This window comes from Herbiconiux sp. FW305-C-125 (assembly GCF_058783455.1).
In genome coordinates, this window is the sequence record NZ_JBYSYO010000001.1 from 493,725 (window position 1) to 514,919 (window position 21,195).

25 protein-coding genes are annotated in these 21,195 nt (G+C 67.7%); 14 read left to right on the plus strand and 11 right to left on the minus strand.

The window, feature by feature from the left end:
* Positions 1–8: 8 nt before the first annotated feature.
* Both AC3WLB_RS02555 and AC3WLB_RS02560 read right to left on the minus strand, forming a co-directional pair.
* A complete protein-coding gene (locus tag AC3WLB_RS02555) occupies positions 9–1,355 on the minus strand; it encodes a cell wall-binding repeat-containing protein (protein WP_492502977.1) in 1,347 nt (448 codons plus the stop codon).
* A gap of 96 nt (positions 1,356–1,451) precedes the next feature.
* Positions 1,452–2,207 carry an IclR family transcriptional regulator gene (locus AC3WLB_RS02560; RefSeq protein WP_492502979.1) on the minus strand — a complete coding sequence of 252 codons (756 nt, stop codon included), beginning with the start codon at positions 2,205–2,207 and terminating at the stop codon, positions 1,452–1,454.
* Between the two features lie 181 nt (positions 2,208–2,388).
* On the opposite strand from AC3WLB_RS02560, the gene AC3WLB_RS02565 reads away from it, so the two are divergent.
* Genes AC3WLB_RS02565 through AC3WLB_RS02575 form a run of 3 tightly spaced genes read left to right on the plus strand, consistent with a single transcriptional unit; the run spans position 2,389 to position 5,535 of the window.
* On the plus strand, positions 2,389–3,147 hold the full coding sequence (locus AC3WLB_RS02565) for an MIP/aquaporin family protein (RefSeq protein ID WP_492502981.1): 759 nt from the start codon (positions 2,389–2,391) through the stop codon (positions 3,145–3,147).
* Entirely contained in the window at positions 3,137–4,837 is a 1,701-nt protein-coding gene (gene dhaL, locus AC3WLB_RS02570) for a dihydroxyacetone kinase subunit DhaL (RefSeq protein WP_492502983.1), read from the plus strand. Before AC3WLB_RS02565 ends, dhaL begins: the two co-directional genes overlap by 11 nt.
* Positions 4,838–4,851: 14 nt before the next feature.
* A complete protein-coding gene (locus AC3WLB_RS02575; RefSeq protein WP_492502985.1) occupies positions 4,852–5,535 on the plus strand; it encodes a DAK2 domain-containing protein in 684 nt (227 codons plus the stop codon).
* Positions 5,536–5,547: 12 nt separating this feature from the next.
* Here the strand turns inward: AC3WLB_RS02575 and AC3WLB_RS02580 are convergent, their stop codons facing one another.
* Positions 5,548–5,805: a hypothetical protein gene (locus AC3WLB_RS02580; RefSeq protein ID WP_492502987.1), complete on the minus strand. Its 258-nt coding sequence runs from the start codon at positions 5,803–5,805 to the stop codon at positions 5,548–5,550.
* A gap of 81 nt (positions 5,806–5,886) precedes the next feature.
* Positions 5,887–6,768 (minus strand): AraC family transcriptional regulator, encoded by an 882-nt coding sequence (locus AC3WLB_RS02585; protein WP_492502989.1) that lies wholly within the window; start codon positions 6,766–6,768, stop codon positions 5,887–5,889.
* A 122-nt stretch (positions 6,769–6,890) separates the two neighbouring features.
* Between AC3WLB_RS02585 and AC3WLB_RS02590 the strand changes: the two genes are divergently transcribed.
* Entirely contained in the window at positions 6,891–7,277 is a 387-nt protein-coding gene (locus AC3WLB_RS02590) for a VOC family protein (RefSeq protein ID WP_492502991.1), read from the plus strand.
* Positions 7,278–7,342: 65 nt separating this feature from the next.
* Here AC3WLB_RS02590 and AC3WLB_RS02595 read toward each other — a convergent pair whose 3' ends face one another.
* Both AC3WLB_RS02595 and AC3WLB_RS02600 read right to left on the minus strand, forming a co-directional pair.
* Positions 7,343–7,789: a hypothetical protein gene (locus tag AC3WLB_RS02595; RefSeq protein ID WP_492502993.1), complete on the minus strand. Its 447-nt coding sequence runs from the start codon at positions 7,787–7,789 to the stop codon at positions 7,343–7,345.
* A 45-nt stretch (positions 7,790–7,834) separates the two neighbouring features.
* On the minus strand, positions 7,835–9,367 hold the full coding sequence (locus AC3WLB_RS02600) for a cell wall-binding repeat-containing protein (RefSeq protein ID WP_492502995.1): 1,533 nt from the start codon (positions 9,365–9,367) through the stop codon (positions 7,835–7,837).
* Positions 9,368–9,447: 80 nt separating this feature from the next.
* Here AC3WLB_RS02600 and AC3WLB_RS02605 point away from each other — a divergent pair, with 80 nt between their 5' ends.
* The 5 genes from AC3WLB_RS02605 to AC3WLB_RS02625 all read left to right on the plus strand — a co-directional run bounded on the left by AC3WLB_RS02605 (position 9,448) and on the right by AC3WLB_RS02625 (position 11,600).
* Positions 9,448–9,627, plus strand: a complete 180-nt coding sequence (locus AC3WLB_RS02605) for a hypothetical protein (protein WP_492502997.1) — start codon at positions 9,448–9,450, stop codon at positions 9,625–9,627.
* Between the two features lie 56 nt (positions 9,628–9,683).
* On the plus strand, positions 9,684–10,187 hold the full coding sequence (locus AC3WLB_RS02610; protein WP_492502999.1) for a DinB family protein: 504 nt from the start codon (positions 9,684–9,686) through the stop codon (positions 10,185–10,187).
* 292 nt (positions 10,188–10,479) lie between these two features.
* On the plus strand, positions 10,480–10,758 hold the full coding sequence (locus AC3WLB_RS02615) for a hypothetical protein (protein WP_492503001.1): 279 nt from the start codon (positions 10,480–10,482) through the stop codon (positions 10,756–10,758).
* A 52-nt stretch (positions 10,759–10,810) separates the two neighbouring features.
* Complete coding sequence (locus AC3WLB_RS02620) at positions 10,811–11,266, plus strand: hypothetical protein (RefSeq protein ID WP_492503003.1); 456 nt, start codon at positions 10,811–10,813, stop codon at positions 11,264–11,266.
* Entirely contained in the window at positions 11,253–11,600 is a 348-nt protein-coding gene (locus tag AC3WLB_RS02625) for a hypothetical protein (RefSeq protein WP_492503005.1), read from the plus strand. Before AC3WLB_RS02620 ends, AC3WLB_RS02625 begins: the two co-directional genes overlap by 14 nt.
* Before the next feature lie 181 nt (positions 11,601–11,781).
* On the opposite strand, the gene AC3WLB_RS02630 is transcribed toward AC3WLB_RS02625, so the two are convergent.
* Positions 11,782–13,188 carry an MFS transporter gene (locus AC3WLB_RS02630; RefSeq protein ID WP_492503007.1) on the minus strand — a complete coding sequence of 469 codons (1,407 nt, stop codon included), beginning with the start codon at positions 13,186–13,188 and terminating at the stop codon, positions 11,782–11,784.
* 91 nt (positions 13,189–13,279) lie between these two features.
* Between AC3WLB_RS02630 and AC3WLB_RS02635 the strand changes: the two genes are divergently transcribed.
* Together AC3WLB_RS02635 and AC3WLB_RS02640 are read left to right on the plus strand one after the other, a co-directional pair.
* A complete protein-coding gene (locus AC3WLB_RS02635) occupies positions 13,280–13,741 on the plus strand; it encodes a hypothetical protein (protein WP_492503009.1) in 462 nt (153 codons plus the stop codon).
* 81 nt (positions 13,742–13,822) lie between these two features.
* Entirely contained in the window at positions 13,823–14,467 is a 645-nt protein-coding gene (locus tag AC3WLB_RS02640; protein ID WP_492503011.1) for a hypothetical protein, read from the plus strand.
* Positions 14,468–14,475: 8 nt separating this feature from the next.
* On the opposite strand, the gene AC3WLB_RS02645 is transcribed toward AC3WLB_RS02640, so the two are convergent.
* Both AC3WLB_RS02645 and AC3WLB_RS02650 read right to left on the minus strand, forming a co-directional pair.
* Positions 14,476–14,943 carry a hypothetical protein gene (locus tag AC3WLB_RS02645; RefSeq protein ID WP_492503013.1) on the minus strand — a complete coding sequence of 156 codons (468 nt, stop codon included), beginning with the start codon at positions 14,941–14,943 and terminating at the stop codon, positions 14,476–14,478.
* A gap of 253 nt (positions 14,944–15,196) precedes the next feature.
* Entirely contained in the window at positions 15,197–15,970 is a 774-nt protein-coding gene (locus AC3WLB_RS02650; RefSeq protein WP_492503015.1) for an alpha/beta hydrolase, read from the minus strand.
* Between the two features lie 117 nt (positions 15,971–16,087).
* Between AC3WLB_RS02650 and AC3WLB_RS02655 the strand changes: the two genes are divergently transcribed.
* The gene (locus tag AC3WLB_RS02655; RefSeq protein WP_492503017.1) at positions 16,088–17,299 is read left to right on the plus strand and encodes a Fic family protein; all 1,212 of its coding nucleotides are present in this window, start codon (positions 16,088–16,090) and stop codon (positions 17,297–17,299) included.
* Positions 17,300–17,338: 39 nt separating this feature from the next.
* Here AC3WLB_RS02655 and AC3WLB_RS02660 read toward each other — a convergent pair whose 3' ends face one another.
* Positions 17,339–18,568, minus strand: a complete 1,230-nt coding sequence (locus AC3WLB_RS02660) for an MFS transporter (RefSeq protein WP_492503019.1) — start codon at positions 18,566–18,568, stop codon at positions 17,339–17,341.
* Positions 18,569–19,303: 735 nt separating this feature from the next.
* Here AC3WLB_RS02660 and AC3WLB_RS02665 point away from each other — a divergent pair.
* Both AC3WLB_RS02665 and AC3WLB_RS02670 read left to right on the plus strand, forming a co-directional pair.
* A complete protein-coding gene (locus tag AC3WLB_RS02665) occupies positions 19,304–19,534 on the plus strand; it encodes a helix-turn-helix domain-containing protein (RefSeq protein ID WP_492503021.1) in 231 nt (76 codons plus the stop codon).
* A gap of 109 nt (positions 19,535–19,643) precedes the next feature.
* Complete coding sequence (locus tag AC3WLB_RS02670; protein ID WP_492504646.1) at positions 19,644–20,210, plus strand: sce7726 family protein; 567 nt, start codon at positions 19,644–19,646, stop codon at positions 20,208–20,210.
* Here AC3WLB_RS02670 and AC3WLB_RS02675 read toward each other — a convergent pair.
* Positions 20,131–21,171, minus strand: a complete 1,041-nt coding sequence (locus AC3WLB_RS02675) for a beta family protein (RefSeq protein WP_492503023.1) — start codon at positions 21,169–21,171, stop codon at positions 20,131–20,133. The two genes, AC3WLB_RS02670 and AC3WLB_RS02675, sit on opposite strands and share 80 nt — an antisense overlap.
* Between the last annotated feature and the right edge of the window lie 24 nt (positions 21,172–21,195).

A 21,195-nucleotide genomic window follows, 5' to 3' on the forward strand; every position in this document is an offset into this window, starting at 1 on the left:
CCCGAGGCTCAGAAGGTGCAGGGGGTGAGGGCCTCGACCGCCTGGGTGAGGGTGGCCGTGCCGCCGAGCAGGGTGACGGTGCGGATGCCCTGATCGTGCATCGCCGCGAGCACACCCTGGGGCACGCAATCGGTGGTGGCGACGTAGAGGGGTGCGTCGATGGCGCCCGCGAAGGCCGAGCCGGAAAGGGCATCCGGGAACTTGAACCCGGTGGCCAGGAACGCCCGCGACGCCGTCGGGAAGGCGGCCGCGTTGATGTTCACGGATGCGGCGAAGCGGTCGGCGCCGCCCTCACGCACCACCGACGAGACACCGGGGATGTCGCGGAGCCCCTCCTCGACGCCGGGGCTCACCGAGTTGGGGCCACCGGCGATGACGATGTGGGTCGTGCCGAGTTCGGTGAGGGTGGCGACGGTCGCGGCGTCCGGCGCGGAAGCTGAGCCGTTGACGAGCAGCACCGCCCCCTGCAGCGTGGCGGCGGCCGCACCGGCGCTCAGGGCGTCGGGGAAGTTCGCACCGGTGGCGACGTAGACCGTGGCGGCGCCGTCGGGGAACGCCGACTCCACCAGGTTGCGCGACGCCTCGTACCGGTCAGCTCCGCCCTGGCGGACGGTGTTCGGCTGGATGCCCTTGAGCTCGTCGAACACCGCCGCCGAGACGGAGTTGACGCCGCCGACCACCACGATCTCGGCGGGGTTCAGCGACTCGATCTTCGCCTTCACGCTCGGGATGAGGGTGGTGGTGTCGGTGAGCAGCAGGGGTCCGTTGCCGAACGCCGCGGCGGGGCCGGCGCTCAGCGCGTCGGGGTAGTTCGCGCCCGTGGCCACGTACACGACGTCGGCGGTCGTGGGGTAGGCCTGGTCGGCGATGTTGACGGCGACCTCGTAGCGGTCGGCGCCGGCGATGCGGTTGGTGACGGGGCTGCCCCCGCCCGTACCACAGTTGGTCGGGAGGTCGAAGCCCGGGTAGGTGAACGCGCGGTCGTCGGCGGAGTAGCCGATCCAGTAGCCCACCTCGACGTGCTTCGGGTACGACGCGACGGGGATGGTCACCGTCTGCAGGAACGGCGCGTAACTGCCCGTGTGGTACGTCGTCGTGGTGCGGCCGATGGGTGCGTCGTCGAGTACGAATCCGCCCTGCGCGCTCGAGCCGAACTCCACCTCGGGTGCCTTCCAGGTGAAGGTGGCGGTGGTGTTGTTGCAGGTCCACTCGAACTGCAGTTGGCCCTTCACCACGTAGTTGTCGAACCCGTCGGCGGTGGCGGATGCGGCGGGTAGCGCCACGACGGCCGCGAGCGTCGCGGCGGTGGCGAGGGAAGCGGTGAGGACGGCGCGGAGGCGGGACAGGTGGGGCACGGGCATCCTCGGTTCTCGTAGCAGGGACATGACGAGTGTGGCAGACGGCCCGTTCGCACCGACGCCCCCACATTTGGGGGCGTCGGAGCACCGCGGTCAACTCCCGGGGCGCGTGAGGGCGGGTGCGCCGAGTTCGCGAGAGATGCTCCGCGCCGCGTCGGCCAGGTGCACGAGCGCGGTGCCGGGCGGCGGCCACTCCGACGACGGCACCACGATCGCCAGCGCGGCGATGGCCGCGCCGCTGTTGTCATAGACGGGGGCGGCGACGGAATTCTCGCCGATCACCGCCTCTTCGACCTCGTACCCGAGCGACGATCGTCGCACCTGCTCGAACTCCGCCTCGAGTTCGGCCGGGTCGGTCTTCGTCGACCCGGTCAGGGTGCGCAGCGGGCGCTCGAAGGCGTCACGCCGGTGGTCGGCGTCGAGCGCCAGCAGCACCTTCCCCAACGCTGAGGCATGGCTCGGGATGGTGAGCCCGGTTTCAGGCATCTGCTCCGACCCGTCAGGGCGCCGGTCGTGATGGATGACCAGCACTTCGCCGAACAACTCGACTCCGAGTCTCGTGGCGAATCCGGTCTGACTCGACAGGTCGTGCATCCAGCGGATCGAGCGCGCGCGCACGTCGAGGGTGTCGAGGTAGACGCTCGACAGCTTCACCAGCGCGGGACCCAGCATGTATCGGTTACCACCTCGCTCCTGGGCGACGAGGCCGTGGGCCTGCAGCGATTTCACGATGCCGTGGACAGTGGACGGAGGCAGCCCGAGTGCCGCTCCGAGCTCAGTGATGCCGAGCCGGCGGGCGCCCTGCAGCAGCGACAGGATGGCCGCCGCCCGGTCGATCGATTGGATCACTCGCTCTCCTACCGCCCGCCGTTGCGCGCGCCGTGTCCATTCTCGCGGACTTGTTGACACGGTACGAGCAACCGTGCATTATTCGATATTACCGAAAGCTATTCGACAATATCGAATGGATGGTGGGGGCATCCCGTCGCGCATCCATTCGCCACGCATCCGTTCAAAGGAGAACAGTCACATGGACGACAACCGCGCCTGGCAGCGCCTGACAGCCGAGTTCCTCGGCACAGCGTTCCTCGTGTTCATCGGGGTCGGCTCGGTGCCCGCCGCACTGATCGTCAACGGCGACGCCCCGTTCACGATGGCGAGCCTCGGCTTCATCTCGCTCGCCTTCGCCACCATCGTCATCGCCACGGTCTACGTGTTCGGTTACATCTCCGGCAACCACATCAATCCCGCCGTCACCGTCGCACTCGCGGTGAGCGGCAAGTTCGCCTGGCGCGACGTTCCCGGTTACCTGCTCGCCCAGGTGCTCGGAGCGGTCGCCGGAGCCTTCGCCATCGTCGGCGCTCTCGGGCAGCGGGCGAGCGAACTCGGTCTCGGCGTCGCGGCGTACGGCGACATCCCGGTCTGGCAGGCGTTCACCGCCGAGTTCCTCGGCACGTTCATCCTCGTGTTCACCGTCTTCGGCGTCATCCACCGCAAAGCGGCGCCCGGCTTCGCGGGCCTTGTCATCGGGCTCGTGGTGTTCGCCGCCATCATCCCGGTCGCGCCGGCCACCGGAGCCTCCATCAACCCCGCCCGGACCACCGGCCCGATGCTCGTGCAGCAGCTGCTCGGCGGCACCGTGCGCTGGGAGCAGTGGCCCGTCTACGTCATCGCCGAGCTGCTCGCCGGCATCGCCGCCGGGTTGCTGTTCGGGGTCATCTCCCGCACCCGCGCCGATCGCACCACGCTCACCGAGGCGCTCGAGGAAGAGGATGCGCGTGCCCGCTGACACTCGGGGAGAAGCGGCCGAGACCCTCTCCGTCGGCGATCTCGTAGCGTGGCTCGACCGATTCGACGACCTGTGCGTCGCTCAGTTGACCTGGCTCACCGAGCTCGACACCGCGATCGGTGACGCCGACCACGGCGTCAACCTCACCCGGGGCACTTCGGCCCTCCGGCGGAGCCTGCACGAGCACGCCGCCACTGATGTCGGTGAGCTCTTCGGCCGGTGCGGCATGACGATGCTCGCCACGGTCGGCGGGGCGGGTGGGGCACTGTACGGCTCGATGTTCCGGGCCATGAGCGACCACGTCGGGGCAGTCGTCGAGCTCAGCGCCTCCGATCTGGGCCGCGCGTTCGAGGCCGGTCTCGCAGCCGTCGTCGCGCTCGGGCGTGCGGAGACAGGCGACAAGACCATGGTCGACGCGCTCGCCGCGGGCACCAGAGCCCTGCTCACCCGAGCGGCAGCAAAGGCGCCGCTCGACACGGTCCTTCAGTACGCCGCACGGGCTGCCGTGGCCGGGCGAGACCGCACACTTCCCCTCATCGCGCGGAAGGGCCGCGCCAGCTACCTCGGCGAACGCAGCGCCGATCACCTCGACCCGGGTGCCGCATCCGCCGCCCTCCTCTTCGAGGCCCTCACGCCGTACACCGCCATGATCCATCACCACCCCACCGCAACGACAGGAGAACGCATGTCCACCTTCCGCCGCCAGTTCGTCAACCGGCCGGACGACGTGATCGCCGAGGCTCTCGAGGGGCTCCAACGCACCTACCCGGCCCTTCTCGCCTTCGACGCCGACGCGAACGTGATCTCCCGGGCGAGGCCCGCGGTCGACAAGGTCGGCCTGGTGTCGGGCGGCGGTTCGGGGCACGAGCCGCTGCACGCCGGATTCGTCGGCTCCGGGATGCTCGATGCCGCCGTCTGCGGTGCCGTGTTCGCCAGCCCCACCTCCGAGCAGGTGCAGGCCGGCACCCGGCTGGCCGACAGCGGAGCGGGGGTGGTGCACATCGTGAAGAACTACACCGGCGACGTACTCAACTTCGAGATCGCCGCCGAGCTGGTGAGCGACGACGGCATCTCGATGGAGGCGGTGATCGTCGACGACGACCTGGCGTCCGACGGAGCCGGCGACGGGCCGGGCCGCCGCGGCACAGCGGCCGTCGTCACCGTCGAGAAGGTGCTCGGCGCGCTCGCCGAGCAGGGCGCCGACCTCGCCACCGTCGCCGCGCGCGGGCGGGACGTGGTGAGCCGGTCGCGGAGTCTTGCGCTCGCCCTCGATGCCTGCGCGCACCCCGGCCAATCCCGGGCCGCGTTCGAGCTCGCGGCCGACGAGGTGGAGTTCGGGGTGGGAATCCACGGCGAGCGTGGCACCTCGCGCATCCCGTTCGCCACTGCGGACGAGCTCGTGGAGCAGCTGGTCACTCCCCTGGCAGAGAGCCTGGGACTCAAGCGGGGGCAGTCGGTCATCGCCATCGTCAACGGGCTCGGCGGGGCGTATGCGCTCGAGCTGTCGATCATCGCGCGCCAGGTGCACCGTCTGCTCGGCGACCGCGGGGTGAGCGTCGCGCGCTCGCTCGTGGGGTCGTACGTCACCTCGCTCGACATGCACGGCGCATCCGTGACCTTCACCGTCGCCGACGACGAACTCGTCCGCGCGTGGGACGCCCCCGTCCGCACCCCCAACCTCACCTGGTAAGGAACCTCACGACCATGACCGATTCGAACATCATCACCGGCACCCTCGCCTTCGACTGGATCACCCGCTTCGCAGCGGATTTCGCGGCAGCACAGGAACGCCTCACCGATCTCGACCGCCTCGCCGGCGACGGCGACTTCGGCACGAACATCTCCTCCGCGCTCCGGCGGGCGACGGACAAACTGCCGGATCGGGAGATCGCGAGCTTCGCCACCGTCTTCGGAGCGACGTCGCGGGGGTTCCTTGCGACGGGCGGAACGAGCGGCCCGCTGTTCGGGATGTGGTTCCGCGACATTTCGCGCTCCGCTTCCCCGGTGGGTGCCTCGGCCGCAGAGTTGGCGGAGGGCGTCGCCGGCGGCCTCGCCACGATCCAGAAGCTCGGCGGCGCGAAGGTCGGCGACAACACCATGATCGACGCCTTGGCGCCGGCGGCCGATGCCCTCGGCGAAACTGCCGCGCAGGATTCCTCGGTCGCCGGTGCGCTCAGGGCGGCGGCGGGCGCGGCGCGGGCGGGCGCCGAGTCGACGGCCGGCCTGGTCGCCTCCCGCGGCCGGGCGAGCTACGTCGGCGAACTCGCTCGCGGGGTGCTCGACCCGGGGGCGGTGACGATCGCGCTGTTCTTCGAGTCGGGCGCGGCCTCCGTCGGCACGCTCGACGGAGCGCGACCACTCGCGTGGCTCGACGCCCTCGCCAGCTGATGGAGGCGGCGGCTAGAGCGGCGGGAGTTTGCTCAGCGCCGCGTCCGCCGAGGTCTCGCTGACGCCGAGCTTGTCGATCAGCAGAGTTCGGGCCGGAGCGGTGTCGCCACGCTTGAGGGCGCGGTAGGCGGCATCCGCTTCGCCGGCAAGGTCGGGGGTCGGCCGTTTGGTGATACCGACTTGGTCGGCCAGCTCTTGTGCGGTGGCGACGCCGTAGGCGTCGCGGAGTGCTGCGGGGAGGCGGTAGCCGCCGAGTGCTCCGAGATCCATCGGGTGATCCTTCCGTCGTGGATGTGAACCCACCGTACGGCGAGGCGGGTCACGCCGCCGGTGGCTTGACAACCGGCGGCGTCAGGCTCGCTCGACGGGCAGCCAGAGCTCGCAGGTGGCGGTCGAGAAGTCCGCGGCCCGCTCGAGCACCGACACGATCGACGGGCCTTCGCGCAACCGCCACGGATTCGACGGGAACCATTCCGTCGCCGTCGCCGCCCACACCGCCTGCAGCGCAGCGGGGTACTCCCCCACCGCCCGGAAGACGGCCCAGGTCCCGGCCGGGACGTCCAGGGCGTCGAGGTCAGCGGGCACGGCGGTCTCCTCGTCGACCGCGACTCCGTGCAGGTAGGTGAGCTCCGTACCCTCGCGGTAGTCCGCATCCACATCCGCGCTCACCTGCAGCAGCCCGGCGGGCTCGGTGGTGCTCAGCGCCTTGAGCCGGTCGTGCTCGGCTGCCGGCAGAGAGCCGATGAAAGCCGCGATGTGCGGGTTGACCCCGTGGTGGATGAGCGGAACACGGGTGGCGTGCCCCACGAGGCGGAATGCGGGTCGTTCGACGAGGCGAGTGTCCATCTGGGTTGTCCCTTCTACGGTCAGGCGGAACCTGAGCTGTGGTTGCATCCGAAGGGGTCCGCCATCGCGCCGCACGTCGGCGGGGCCGACGCCGTGCACGGAACGGAACGCGCGCCCGAACGCCTCGGCCGAGCCGTAGCCGAAGCGCACGGCGAGACCGAGGAGATCAGCGGCGCCGCCGGTGCCGGTGTTCACGAGCTCCGCGGCGGCGACCGTCATGCGCCGGCGACGGATGTACTCCGACAGCGGCATGCCGGCCAGCGACGAGAACATGCGCCGCAGGTGGTACTCGGTGGTGCCGAGCCCGCGCGCCAGCTCGTCGATGTCGATCTCGTCGGTGAGGCGCTCGTCGATCTGGTCGACCAGCCGGTTCAGTTCAGCGATCACGGTTCTCCCTTCGCTCACTACCCTCGCAGCCCCCGTTCGCCGACACCCGACAATCGCTGCCCGATCGCGTCGGTCGCCCTGGCGCCTTGACCGAGCATCCGTCGACCGCCACGATGAACGGCATGAGCCTCTACATCACCTGCCCCGTCGAGAACGTCGAACGAGCCACCGCCTTCTACACCGCGCTCGGCTGGACTCTCAACGAGGAGATGTCAGCCGAGAACGTCTCCTGCTTCTCGATCGCCCCCGAGCAGTACATCATGCTCGGCAGCCGCGAGCTGTACGCGAGCGTCGGCGGCACGGAGGAACTGATCGGCACGCCCGACACCCCATCGAAGGTCACGATCTCGTTCGACCTCGCGAGCCAGGAGGCGGTCGACGAGTTGGTCGAGCGGGCCGGGGCGGCGGGCGGGCGCGTCGGTGACACCGACGACTACCCCTTCATGTATCAGCGCCAGTTCGACGACCTCGACGGATACCACTACTCCCCGTTCTTCATGAAGCCGTGACCACCTCGATGGCGGCACGGTCATCTTCGCGGCAACCGGGGGCGCGACGCTCAGCCTCTGCCGGCTCAAGTCGAGACGAGGGAGATCACGATCGCGATGCCGGCGAGCACCGAAGCTGAGCCGATGACGACCCCGCCCGCCGCCAATGCTCGCCCTCGAGTGCCGTTGGCAGCGCAAGCACTGAGGCCGTTGGCGGAGAGTATGACGGCGGCCACCGTGGCGATTGCCGCCAACCCCGGCGTGACGGTCCAGGCGAACGGCAGAAAACTGTAAGCAATGGCTGCGGCGCCGGCGATCGCCAGGACGAACCCGGCGATCGCCGTGGGCTGCCAATAGCTTCCGTTCACCTCCCTGCGGCCCCGGTCTTGCTCCCAGATCTCGAAGTATGCGGCAACCTGGTGCTCGTCGGCCAGTACTGCTTGAGCCTCAGAATCGGTCATCGCAATCCCGAGTTCGGCTCGTTCCGCGGAGTTGCGAAGCGCCGCGCGGAATTGGTCGAGCGTGAGCGTCATGCTGCGCCGCCGGTTACCGCAGTTCCGTGCCCGTTCGAGCCGGCATCAACACAGGTACTCGACGTGCAGCACCGAGTCGCTGAGGGTGTTCGGTCCGCCGAGCAGTAGGAGGTCAACAGGGTCGTAGCTGCGGATGCCGTTCCAGACCGATCCCGGGTAGCAGTCCTTCTGCGCCAGAAACATGGGGGCATCGATCGTTGCGGCCACCGGGCCTCCGGCAAGCGCATCGGCGAAAACCGAGCCCGACGCGAGGAACGCCGTTTCCCCCGTGGTGAAGATCTCAGCGTTCACGTTCGCAGAGACGTCATAACGGTCGGCACCACCGATGCGCGAGCCACCGCCTCCGGGAATCGCCGACACCAGGTCGAACAGCACTGACTCACTCACCGATGCGGGGCCACCGACCACGTAGATGCGGTTGGTGCCAAGCCGGTGCAGCAGCAGCTGGGTGGGGTAATCGACCCGCCACTCGCCGCTCGGTACGAGGAGAACGGCGCCATCGACGTGAGCAGCGGCCGGACCGGCGGAAAGCGCGTCGGGGAAATTCGCACCACTGGCGGCGAAGATCGTCTTCGCGCCATCGGGGCAGTCGCCCGTGACCTGATCGCAGAACGCGTATTCGATGACGTTCCGCGACACCTCGTACCGGTCGGCTCCCGCTACCCGAACGATGTCCGGCTGAAGCGCGGCCAGCTCAGCGTAGACGGCCGCCGAGATGGTGGCCTCACCGCCGACGACCACGAGTTTCTTCGGCTCGAGTTTCTCGAGAGCCGACTTCGTGGCCACGGGCACGCTGTGAGAGGTCACGAGGAGCATGGCGCCGTCTTGGCGAGCAGCGGCCGGGCCGGCGCTCAGAGCATCGGCGAACTTCTCTCCGCTCGCGATGTAGACGACGGGTACGCCCGGCTCGAAGGCGAGCGTTGCGATGGAGGCGGCGACGTCGTACCGGGTGTCCCCGCCGTAGCGGTAGGTCCAGATGCCCCAGGGCTCGAGCGTCGCGTCGACTCGCGCGACGGTCTGGCCGGCGGCCAGTGTGATCAGGGTCGCATCCGAAGCGTAGAGCGAGTCGTCGTAGTACTCGTTCCGCACGTCCTGGCCGCCCTTGTCGGCGAAATGCACGCGATACTGTCCGGGTTCGAGTCCGATGAAGCGGAAGGTGGGGCCGTAGGCGGCCGTGACGTCTTCGAACGCGCCCGAATCAGGGATGAGTCGGGCCAGCTCGACCAGGACAGCGTTCCCGGGCCGTTGCGGGAGGCCGTCGGCGGCGGCATAGCTGACGTCACCCGTGATGGTGCCGGTAGAAGCATCGCTGGGAGCCTGAGCCGAGAGGGTCCCGGAATCGGAGGAACTCGTCTCGCCACCGCTCGACTGACTTCCCGACTCCGTGGAGGCGGCGCCTGCTGGACCGGTCACCCAGTTTCCGCTGGCGCCGGAGTCGCCTCCGAGACCTCGGCCGGACCCGCCCGGATGCTCGGCACCGGCCGCGGGAATCGCCGCTCCGAGAACTGCCGAGACCGCTAGAGCCACGCCCGCCGCCGCGATCCTCAGCCACGCCCCGCGCATACCGAGTCCGTTCATAACAACTCCTGTCGGCTCCGGCGACAGTTGTCGCATTGCAGAGCCTATGGCATCTGCAACCTCCGCGGCGGCGCACGCAGGTGCGCCCACACCTGACCTGGCTCGAGCGGGCCGGCCAGGCGCTCTGCGAGCCGACGACGCGGGAGTGGGGCGGCCGATCCGGGTACATCGCCGATCCGGAGGGCAACCGCTGGGAGATCGCGTGGGCCTCGAGCGCTCGATTCGACGATCGCGGCTCGCTCACCGGCTTCGGTGCGTGACCGCCTGACACATCCGAACCCGTGCGGTCGCGCCCATGCCCGGACATACTCGACGCATGGAACGCACCGATCACCCACAGGCCTGGGACGAACGAACGACCCTCCTCACCATGCTGCAGTACACCCGCGACACGGGCATCGAGAAGGCCACAGGCCTCACGGATGCCCAAGCCGCCGCCACTCCGCTCGCGACCTCCCCGCTGATGAGCGTCGGCGCCGTGCTCAACCACATGCGCTGGGTCGAGCACTCCTGGATCGAGAACCGCTTCGTCGGCGGCCCCGACCTCGGGCCGTGGACCGACGAGTCCCCCGACCAGGAGTTCATCGACGGCTCGACGCTCCCCCTGCAGACCGTGATCGACGGCTACCGCGCCCAAGCCGCCGCGACGGATGCGCTCATCGCCGGCCTCCAGCTCGACGACCGGTCGCAGACCCCGTTCCGGTCGGGCGAGCATCCGACGCTCCGCTGGGTGATCCTGCACCTCATCGAGGAGAACGCCCGCCACAACGGCCACATCGACATCCTCCGCGAACTCGCCGACGGCACCACGGGCGACTGAGTCTCGACCGGGCCGGCGGCCCCGTCGAGCCGCGAGCCACCGCCCGCGCTCAGGCCGGCACGATGCGGAGCGGTGCCTGGATCGGCAAGCCGGCTCCGACGGCCAGAGCCACACCGGGCGTGACAGCGGCGGTGCGCCCTCCGATCGACCAGCCGAAGTCGCGCACCGCTCAGCGGAGCGGCTGCCCTCCCCACGAGGAACGGCGGCGTCTGCAGCGGCGGCGACGCCCGATTAGTGTCGAAGACGACCGTCTGGCTGCCGATGGCGTTCGACCTCGGACGACCATCTCGCCGTGGCGTTCGAGTGGGGCGAGGCGGCGCCCACGAGCGTGCTAGGAGTGCGCAACGCCTCGCTGCTCGCGAAGCTGGCGGTGGACTACTGCGACCAGCTGTGGAGCACCGCCAACCCCACCAAGCACACCGATCGCGCCTGGACTCTACTGATACTGATACTGATGCGCCAGGGCATCACCCTCCAGATGGCCTCGCGGCAGGTCGGCATCAACCCGCGCGCCGGTCACCGCCGGGCCGGCGTCGCGGCGCCCACGCGGTCGGGTGCATCGGGCGGCTAGTCAGTGAAATCGGTCCCAAGCCCTCCCGCCCGCTTCGGGCATCCGGCTGGTTGTGCAGCTCGACGGCCTCGTCTCGTTCTTCAATCGCGATAAAGTTAGGAATCATCACTTTCGCCGCTACGCTTTGCACTATGAGATCTCATCCAGAGAATGCGCACCAGCAATACTCACTACCGGCGCCTTCACCGGAACAGATAATGCGGCTACAATTATTTCGCAACCGATGACTCCCCGATGGGAGCCTTCGAGCGAGAAACACGGGGTGCCGCGCCACGACCAGATCCACGCGATTCTTCACGCAGATTACGTGCGAATTCTGGACGAGCCGGTGCGCCGGGGACGCATCGTGATCTACATCGGACCGGCTCACGGGCAGACCGATCGTGAGCTGGAAATCCTTGTGCACGAGCATCCTGAGTCAGGTCAAGAGGCATCGATCTTCCACGCAATGCCCTTGGGCCCCAAGTACCGCCGCTACCGAGAGGAGAACCCCGATGGCTGGAGATGAGATCGACTATGACGTCTTGGCAGCCCGACTGACTGATCCCGACCAAGAGACGCCGGCCATCGCGGAACTCCACGGAGAAAAAGCCGCCGCCCACGGCAGGGCCTTCCTGCTTCGGGAGTACGGCACCGAAGAAGCCCTCGAAGCCGCGATGCGACCGGGCAGGCCGAAGCGCGGGACCAGAATGCCGGGAGCGTCTCCGACAGTCCGGGCGCGTGTCTCCAAGGAGGACTTCGCCGCATTTACACGGCTGCGTGAGGAGACGGGCCGCACGGAGGCCGAGCTTGTGCGCGAGGCGGTGCATCTCCTGCTCGCGCAACACAAGTTGGCGAGCTGACTGACCGACCCTACCGAAGCTCAGGCTCGATGCCCCATGCTCTCCGGGCTGAGTTCCAGCGTCATTCGTCGACCCCAGGCCGCCAACCGTAACTGACGCGCCCAGGAACAGGAATTAGCGCGATACTTCAGGCGCGTCCCGCGAGTCATCGGATCACTCCCGAGTCCGACATGACACTGAATCAGCCCTTCGGCGAGCCTCCGGGCCCGTCGAGCGCGGTGGACGCCCCTCCCCGCATCACCAGCGCGGCAGCAAGCGTCACCCCGAGCAGCACGGTCAGGTACACGATGAAGCCGACACTGCCGTCTCCGGCCGTGGCGTGATAGAGCAGCGGTGCCGTGCCACCGAAGAGCGAGTTCGCGACGGCGTAGCCGAAGCCGACCCCAAGAGCCCGGATGTGCGCGGGGAACACCTCCGCCTTCGCGATGCCGTTCACCGAGAGGTAGCAGGTCAGAACCGCGAAGGCGAGAACGAGGATGCCGAGCACCGCCGGGGCTGACGTCACCTGGGCGGCCGCGGTCACCAGCACGCCGGCTCCCAGGAGCCCCACTGCCCCGAAGGTGATGAGCAGGGGCTTCCGGCCGATCCGGTCGCTCAGCGCTCCACCGAGCGGCTGCATCAGCATCAGCACCACGAAGGCGGCGAGCACGAGCCCCGTGGCGGTGAGCTCCCCCGCGCTGCCGTCCGCGCCGAAGAACGTCTCGCGAATGATGTAGGGAACGGTCACCGTCGCGGTGTAGAACGCGGCGCTTCCGCCGGCGGTCAGCAGCATCACCCAGACCAGCGGGCGCCAGTGGTCGCGCAGCAACGCCTTCATCGTCGACGCCTCGCCGGAGGTCGCCGGCTTCGGCGAGGTGGATGCGGATGGGGCAGCGGATGCGGCACCGACAGCGGACGCGACGCCGCCGCCCCCCGAGGAGACCGCGGCGGATGAAGCCCGCTTCGTCCCCCGCGCCCACCACAGCGACACCAAACCGGCCACGCCACCGGCGACGAACGCGACCCGCCAGCCCCACGCCGAGATCTCCGCGCGATCGCCGAACAGCAGGAGCACCAGGAGGCACACCTGTGCGAGCACGAGACCGCCGACGATCGTGGCGCCCTGGAACGAGGCGAAGAACCCGCGGTGGCCCCGAGTGCCCGACTCCGACAGCAGCACCGTGGCGGCCGCGTACTCGCCGCCGGTGGCGATGCCCTGGAGGATGCTCACGGCCACGAGGATCACAGCCGCCCACGCACCGATCGCCCGCTCGGTCGGCGCCACCGCCAACGCGACCGAACCGGCCGCCATCAGGGTGACCGCGGTCACGAGCGCCCGCTGCCGTCCTCGCGTGTCGGCGAACCTGCCGAACAGCCACGAGCCGAGCGGGCGAACCACGAACGTCAGGGCGAAGAGTCCGTAGACGTAGATGAGCGAATCCGGCGAGTTGCGATCGAAGAACTCGGTGCGGAAATACGGAGCGAACGTCGCGTAGAGGTACAGGTTGAACCACTGCACGAGGTTCGGCACCGAACCCGCCAGGATGGCCCGCAGCTGAGCGCGACGATCCGATTGCGACCCGGGTGTCGCGGAGTGAGCGGGAATCACGCGTCGACCCTACCGAATATGCGGCACGCGCCGTCGGCAGGCCACGGAGCGGGCCCTTGCCGACATCGGTCGTCGTGGAAGAGTGAAAGGCATGGAGAATTCCGAGACGCCTCACCTCAGTCCCCCGCCTGAACAGGTCGCCGAGATCGACCGAAGGGCCGACGCGCTCAAGGCGCAGCCGGAGGACTTCGCCGCAATGGATGCGCTCTGGCGCGCCGTCTATGAACTCGACCGCTGGATCTTCATCGCGCGAGGCACCACCGACCAGCCCGGGCCCTATGCCGGCGAGCTCCCGCAGGGGCCGATGCTCTTCGCCTTCACCACCGGCGAGCGAGCGAGATCTGCGGCGCTGGGAATGGGCCTCTCCGAGGAGGAGGCATCCTGGCTGCTCGCCGTGCCTCTCCCCTCGGCAATCGAGTGGGCCGCGTCATTCTCGAGCGTCGGGGTCAAGGGAATCGTCTTCGACTACCCCGCCGCCGGATACTTCGCGCCGCTCGGAAACCTCGTGCCGATGCGCGACTACATGGCCACGCATCCATCACCAGAGGTGTGATCTGCTCACAATCGAGTTGCGAAGACGAGCCGTTACGAAACCGCTACTCTACGCGTGTCGTTGCGCCGCTACTCTCAACCCATGAGACGTCACGCGGGAACGCTCGCGCTACTGCCCATCGTCGCCTTTCTCCTGACCGGATGCGTCGGGTCACCAGCGGAGTCGGATGCGGCCACACAACCCTCCGGCGCATCGGCGGCGGCCCCGACCAGTGCCTCTCCGGCTCCCTCGGCGACCCCGTCGGCCACGCCCACGACCGCACCTGTCGCGCTCCCGGCATCCTGCGAGCAGATCTACAGCCCGGATTACCTGCAGTCACTGCAGGCTGCGGCCGGCATCCTGGTGCTGAATCCCGCGTGGACCGACGTCGAGGGCGCCGCCTCGCTCGGCACCAAGAACGCCGAGTTGCTGCCCCTGCTTCAGGCGAAGGACCGTCTCGACTGCTTCTGGGCGAAGCCGAGCGGAGGCGGCGGAGTCGGGCTCACCACGTCCGTCAGCCTGATCTCGAGCGATGAGCAAGCCGCACTCATCACCACAGCGACAGCCGAGGCGTACACCTGCGAGGCGGAGGAACGAGGAACGCGTTGTTCGACGAGCCATCAGGATGCGACGGCGTCCGGTGGCGAGACGCAGTTCTTCGGCGGCGGCCTGTGGATCGCGACCTTCTGGGTCGAGTTCGGGCCCGACGGATACACCGACGACGTCGTCGCGACCCTGCTTTCGTAGGCTCGGGATCAGTCGCGGGCTCGTGGGGTGACACGGTCGGCGAGATCCTGCATCTGCTCGGGCGTGAGGTCTCGGACGAGGGCGACGTAGTGGTCCATGACCGCGGGGCGGTAGCGGACGGGAATCCTCTGGCCAGCCCGGAGTCGGGTGAGGTCGGTGATGGTGAGCGTCTCATCCGCGATGCCCCGGAACGAAACGCCCTCGGGCGTGTCGACGTCGAGCATGAGAACGACGCGGGGGCTGCCCTCGTTGCTCACTTCTCGCCAGTCGACGAGGGTGCCGATCGCGAGCGCGCCGGAGCGCAGTTCTGCGTTGCGGGTGTGCGAGGCCGGGCTGAGCACGGGGTTCGGCGCGATACCCGGAAACGCCGGCCCGACGCCGAGCGATTCGCGCGAAAGATCGGGGCGCAGCTGGGACACCACGTCGTTCAACTTGTCTCCGAGCCCGAACATCGGCGTCCCCCGTCTCGTCAGCATCCGCGAATCCACCCGCGTGTCACGCCGAACAGGATGCCACACGCGGCCACCGCGCTCACGGCACCCTGGTCGACCGCGACACTCCCACGCTACCCGCGAGACGCTAGCGGCGGGACCCATTTCGTCGTGATCATGGTCGGTGGGATGGTCGTGGTGGATGCTCACGAAGTGGTCTCCCGGTCGATAGCGTGGCTGTCGGGATCACGCAGATTTATTTCAGATGAGCATCCGGGGCCGGAGCAGCCAGGGCGACTCAGAGCACGCGGTCGAAGAAGTCCGCGGTGACCGTTCCGAAATTCGCGCGCGGGGCATTCTCGTCGGGCGACGGCTTGTCTGCCCACTCGTGGGTTCCGTTCGGGATCACGTGCAGCTGAGCAGGCGCACCCGCTTCCACCAAGGCATCTCGGAGCGCGAGCCCCTGGGCGAAGTCGACGATCTGATCGTCGGTTCCGTGCACGATCAGGATGGGTGGCGCATCCGGGGTCACCCAGCTGATCGGACTCACGTCGGCAAGCACCTCCGCGCTCGGCGACGGCCCCACCAACCACGTCACCTCGTTGGGGTCATCGGCTCCCGCATCCCGCAGGTCGGCCGGGCACGCCGCCAACGATGCAGCCTTGACGGCCCCGGGCTCACGAAGTGCCAGATGGGCGGCGAGGTGCGCCCCCGCTGAAAAGCCCCACACCCCGATCCGGGACGGGTCTCCCCCGAATTCGGCGGCGTGCTCCCGCACCCAAGCCAGGGCTTCGTGAGCATCTTCATACTGAGCGGGCCATAGCGCGATACCACTCAGCCGGTAGGTGACGGAGACGGTCACGTATCCGCGGGCCGCGAGAAGGGGATTCAGCCACGGGTGCATTCCCGCACCGCGGTCGCCCTCATGCCATCCCCCGCCGTGAAAGAAGATCGCCGTGGGGAGCGGATCGCTGTCGGCGTTCCGGCGCGGGGCGAGCACGTCCAGTTCGAGCGCGGTGTTCACTCGGCTGTATTGCAGCGCCGGGGAGAAGGACATCGCCGTCGAGACCATGGTGACAGGCTATCCGTCGTCGCTCTTGGGCATCTCGGCCCCGCATGATCTGGCAATAATTGGATTCGGTGGAATTATGAGTAACTGAGTTAGTCATAAACTAGACTGCTCACCATTATGAGTAACGTCGCTTCGAAGCACGCGGCACCAAGCGGCTGGCCACGCCTCGAGTGGGAGCGCGGGGCATGGCTGCCCACATCAGGGTGGAGCGTGAACGCCGAGTTCGGGAGTGGCGGTCAGCCATACAAGTCCTCTGTTCCGCCTGCGATAGCTGCTCTCACTCCCGAGCCCGACACCGAGGCCCGAGAAGCCGCGGAGGCTGCAGTGCAGGAGTTGGGCCGCTTCGACGCCGAGCTCGGTGCTCGGGTTGCGGGGTTCGCTCCCGTGCTCCTGCGATCCGAAGCCGCATCCTCATCTCAGATCGAGAATCTCACCGCCAGTGCACGCGCCATCTTCACCGCCGAGCTCGGATCGAAGAGCAGCCGCAACGCCGAGCTGATCGCCGCGAACACGCGTGCCATGCAGGCCGCCATCGACCTGTCGGATGCCCTCTCTCCAACCGCCCTCGCCGAGATGCACCGCGTGCTGATGGGCGACCAAACGCGTCACACCCCCGGGGAGTGGCGGCGCGAAGCTGTTTGGATCGGAACGAAGTCCAACAGCCCCATCGGCGCCGAGTTCGTCGCACCACACTTCGAGCGAGTTCCGGCACTCATCGACGACGTCATCGAATTCTCTGCGAGGCGCGACATCCCCGCTCTCGCGTTGACGGCGGTCGCACATGCGCAGTTCGAGACGATTCACCCGTTCACCGACGGGAACGGCCGAACCGGACGCGCGTTCGCCCAAGCCCTGCTCCGTCACCGTGGCGTGACCCGGAATGTCGCGGTGCCGGTCTCGGCGGGTCTGCTCGCCGATGTCGAGGGGTACCACCGAGCCCTCAGCGCGTATCGCGAGGGAGACGTGTCGCCGATCATCCTGGCATTCGGCGAAGCATCGCTCCGCGCCGTCGCCAACTCGCGAGCACTTGTTGCTGAGATCGACGCAATCAAATCGGGCTGGCAGAGCACGCTGAAAGCGCGCAGGTCGAGCAACGCCTGGGCGCTGCTCGACGTGATCGCCCAACGACCGGTCATCGATTCCGCCACCGCGGCCGCTGCGCTCGGCGTCAAGCAGCCGAACGTCTATCCGGCGCTGCAGGCGCTGACGGATGCGGGCATCCTGAAGTCGAAGGCCGAGCACCAGGCCGGCCCGTTCTGGCGGAGTGACGAGATCCTCGGGGCGATCGATGACTTCGCCGAGCGAGCCGGCCGACGCGAACGCAGCTGAGCTCCGTACAGATGGCGGATGCTCGGCAAGCGGATGCGGTCAACCCTCCGAAATCGACACGGAAGCAGATGCCGCGACTCTCCCGGGCAGCGCAACCAGTGCCAGCACCGCCGTAACCACCGACGCCCCCAGCACCGTCCACCCCACCACATCCGTCCCCGCCGCCCCCACGGCCACGCCCGCCCCAAGCGTCCCAGCCCCCACCCCCAGCGTCATCGCGCTCACCACCCACCCGTTCGCCTCGGTGAGCGTGGCGGCCGGGCTGAGTTGCGCGATCCGCTCGAACACCTGGCCGAGGGTCGGCGGCAGCATCAACCCCGAGACGCCGGCCACGACCACGAACGCCCAAGTGGGCAGCGCCGTCGCCGCGAGCGGCAGGTAGCCCACCGCGAGCAGCACCCCGCACAGTGTGAGCAGCCGCGCCGGCGTCGATCCGAGGGGCCGGATGCCCACGACCGTCGCCCCCACCAGCGCCCCGAGCGCGTTCACCGCGAGAATCCACCCTGCCAACCCGTCGTTCGCACGCGCCGCCTCCGATGCCGTCGCGACGATCGTCAGCGCACCGACCGGCACACCGATGCCGAACGTGAACACCGCGACCCGCGCGACCGCCGGAATGAGGATCGGCGAGCGAACCCCGGCATGAGCGCTGACACCGACGCGCCGACGAGTCGAGGCCGCCCGCGGCGCAGGATTCAGGATGAACGCGAGCGCCCCGACCAGCCCGAGCCCACCGGCGAACAACAGGTTCCCCACCGGCCCGAACACCGCGATCCCCACCACCGTGAGCAGCGGCCCGAGGATGAAGATGATCTCCTGCGCCCCCGCATCCAGGCTGAACGCCGCCTTCAACTGCGGTCCGGGCGCCACGAGCCGCGGCCACAGCGCCCGTAACGCCGGCTCGAGCGGCGGCGTGAACACCCCAGCGGCTGCGGCGAGCGCCACCGCCAAGGCCGGCAGCGAACCGAGCGCCAGCGCCATGCCCGTGAACGCGAGAAAGCTCAGGATGCCGCTGACCCCCAGCACGGTCACCTGCCCGACCCGGTCGATCAGTCGTCCGAGCAGCGGCTGGCCCACCGCGCCCGCCACGACGTAGACCGCCGTGATGAGCCCCGCGAACCCGAAGTCGCCGTTCGTCGACCGCGCGAGCTGCACGATCGCGAGCGCCGCCATCGCACCGGGGAGCCGTCCGAGCAGCGAGGTGAACAGCAGATACGCCGTGTTCTTGGCGCGCAGAACGGAGACAACCGGGTAGGAGACGTTCGTCACCCCACAAGTCTGGTGGACGTCAGAGCCAGCGCCTTCCGCAACGCGATCGACGCTGGGCCAGGCGAGCCCACCCGTCGTCTGCTACACGGCTAGGACTCACCAGCGCTCCGGATGTCGCGACCTCGGCAGCCGCTCCCTCACTGCCCATATCCTGGATGCGAACGCGAGCGCCCCGCCGAGCCTACGCGCACTCGATCGTCTGAGCCTCGACTCGCAGCACACAAAGGTCACTGCCTTCGAGCCCGGGCGGCTGAGACGCACGAAGCGCGCCCGTCACGACGACTCGCCCTCCCTCAACCACGCACGCGAGAGCATGATCCGCGAGTGCACCCTCGCAGATGATCTCGCACGTCGGCTCCGGACGACCCACGTGAACATCGTCGGAAACCAGAAACGCAACCACTTCCCCGGCCGGCCCTTCCCCAACAAACGGCTCACTCGACACACACCCGCGCACCTCAACTCGCGAGAACATACGTCCCCACCTCCTCGCCGGGCCATCCCACGCAGCATTCAGCGACTGCCTCCGGATGCCGCTCAATCCAGATTTCATTGGCGCACTCCTCCGAGCAGGCCAACTGGTCGTACCGCATCTCCCTGCGAAGCACCCGGATGCCGCAGTGCCGACACCGACGCAATCTCGCCTTGAACCTCACGCGAAGCCTCCGTTCGTTGCTCCAAATGATACTCATAAGTATGTAGACCTTCAAGTATCATTCCGCGACGCTCGACCAGATGGAAGGCGAACTGCAAAAGACCCTCGGCCGCAATCTCCGCCGCCTGCGCGAGAGCCAGGGCATGAGCCAAGAAGACTTCGCCGACAAGCTCGGCTACCACCGCACCTACCTCGGCGGCATCGAACGAGGCGAACGAAACCTCACCCTCAGGTCCGTGGAGCGGATTGCAGCTCTCACGAGCAGCGATCCCATAGCCTTGTTGACCCAAACTGGTTCACAAAGTCCGTGACTCAGTTCGGCATAGGTAAGTCCGGGCCAAGCCTGAGCCCGATGGGTAATATGCTCGTCGCATGCGTGACATCGACATTCGAGGGGCCCTCGAGCGGGACCTACTCGAGATGCACGCTTACGATCGACACGTCGTTATCCGTCATGAGATGGGACTGTTGGAGGGGCGCCGACGTGTCGACGTCGCGCTACTCAACGGCGATATGGCCGGCTGGGAGATCAAGAGCGACGTCGATACCCTAGCTCGGCTTGGCGGCCAAATAGAGGCTTACGGCAAAGTACTCGACTACTGCTGGCTCGTCACTACGGAACGCTTTGCGTCCAAGGCCGCGAGCCTCCTCCCGGAGTCTTGGGGCTTGATCATCGCGACTAATGCGTCCGGTGGAGTCTCACTCCTGACGCAGCGTAGCGCACGCAGGAACGAGTCAATCGACTCCATGTCCCTGGCCCAGATGCTATGGCGCGAAGAAGCCCTCGACGAACTCAGAAGTCGATCAAGTGCGACCGGGCTCAGCGGCAAAGCCCGCTGGTACGTGTGGCAGCGGCTAGTAGAGGTGGTCCCAGCGGCCGAGCTCCGAAATGTTGTTCGAACCCGAATCAAGGAGCGCCAAGAGTGGCCAGGCGGTCGACTACTGTCTCCAAGTGATGGCTTGTCCCGTATCCCCGCCACTGCGTAGCGGTACCTGCTCCCCCGGTCGATGTCGAGCATCGGTGGATCTCGCTGTCTCCCCATGAATAGATCTGCCCCGCGAATGCGGGCAGGGCTACAACGCGTTGGCAAACGGTAAAGAACGATTCGTTGCCAGGTCGAGTTTTGGCCTCGCGCCAGACGATCCATTCGTTTCCATCGGTGTACCTCAACGAAGGCAACGGGCCACGCCCCACCCCGCCCAGGGCAGGATGGTTAATTGCATAGTCCGCGTACTGGACCATCAGTCCATGCGGTGTATTCAGACGTGTCCAGAACTCGGCATCAAGTCGAGGTAGTCGGTTCTCGATGCTTTTTTCTAAATGACTCACAGTGGCGGGAAAGGCACCGCTCCCTACTGTCACGGAAGCCCATTGACCAACTGAGGCCGCCCAAGCCAAACAAGAGTTCGCAATCGGAAGCGTCCTGGCCACATCGCGAGCATCCTTCAAGTCAAAAAAGTCCACCACCAGATGTATATCGCTGGTGGCGAGACGGAGTTGGGAGAGTAGGGCCGGTAGCTGGGCTGAAACCAGGTCGACATCTGGGTCACTTTCATTGCCGCCGATGCGGAGAGTAACGCCTTCGCCGTGCGTCGCTGCAATACTCGCAGCATCGTCAACCACGCGAGCCACGTCGTCAATCCGAACTGTCGGCCGCGCTATTGCCCCAAAAGCGAGTATGCGTTTGGCCGTCCAGACGCTCGCTGCATCGACACCGGTTCCAACCGGCGTCACCTGATCTAGGTATCCGGTGTCAAATGCGACCACGCTCGAAGCAGCGACAGAAGAGCTGAGGCGGTCAGTGAACTTTCTGAGATCCTCGTCGAGCCCAGACTTCGGCACAACTTCAAACAGCGGTGTGGCGCCCAACCGGACAGCTGCGGACGCGTTTGCCCAAGCGTTGAATTCGGCTGGCATGCCTTTGAGAATTGGTACGTATCGCGTCATTGCTACTCCCGTCGATCCCGTTAT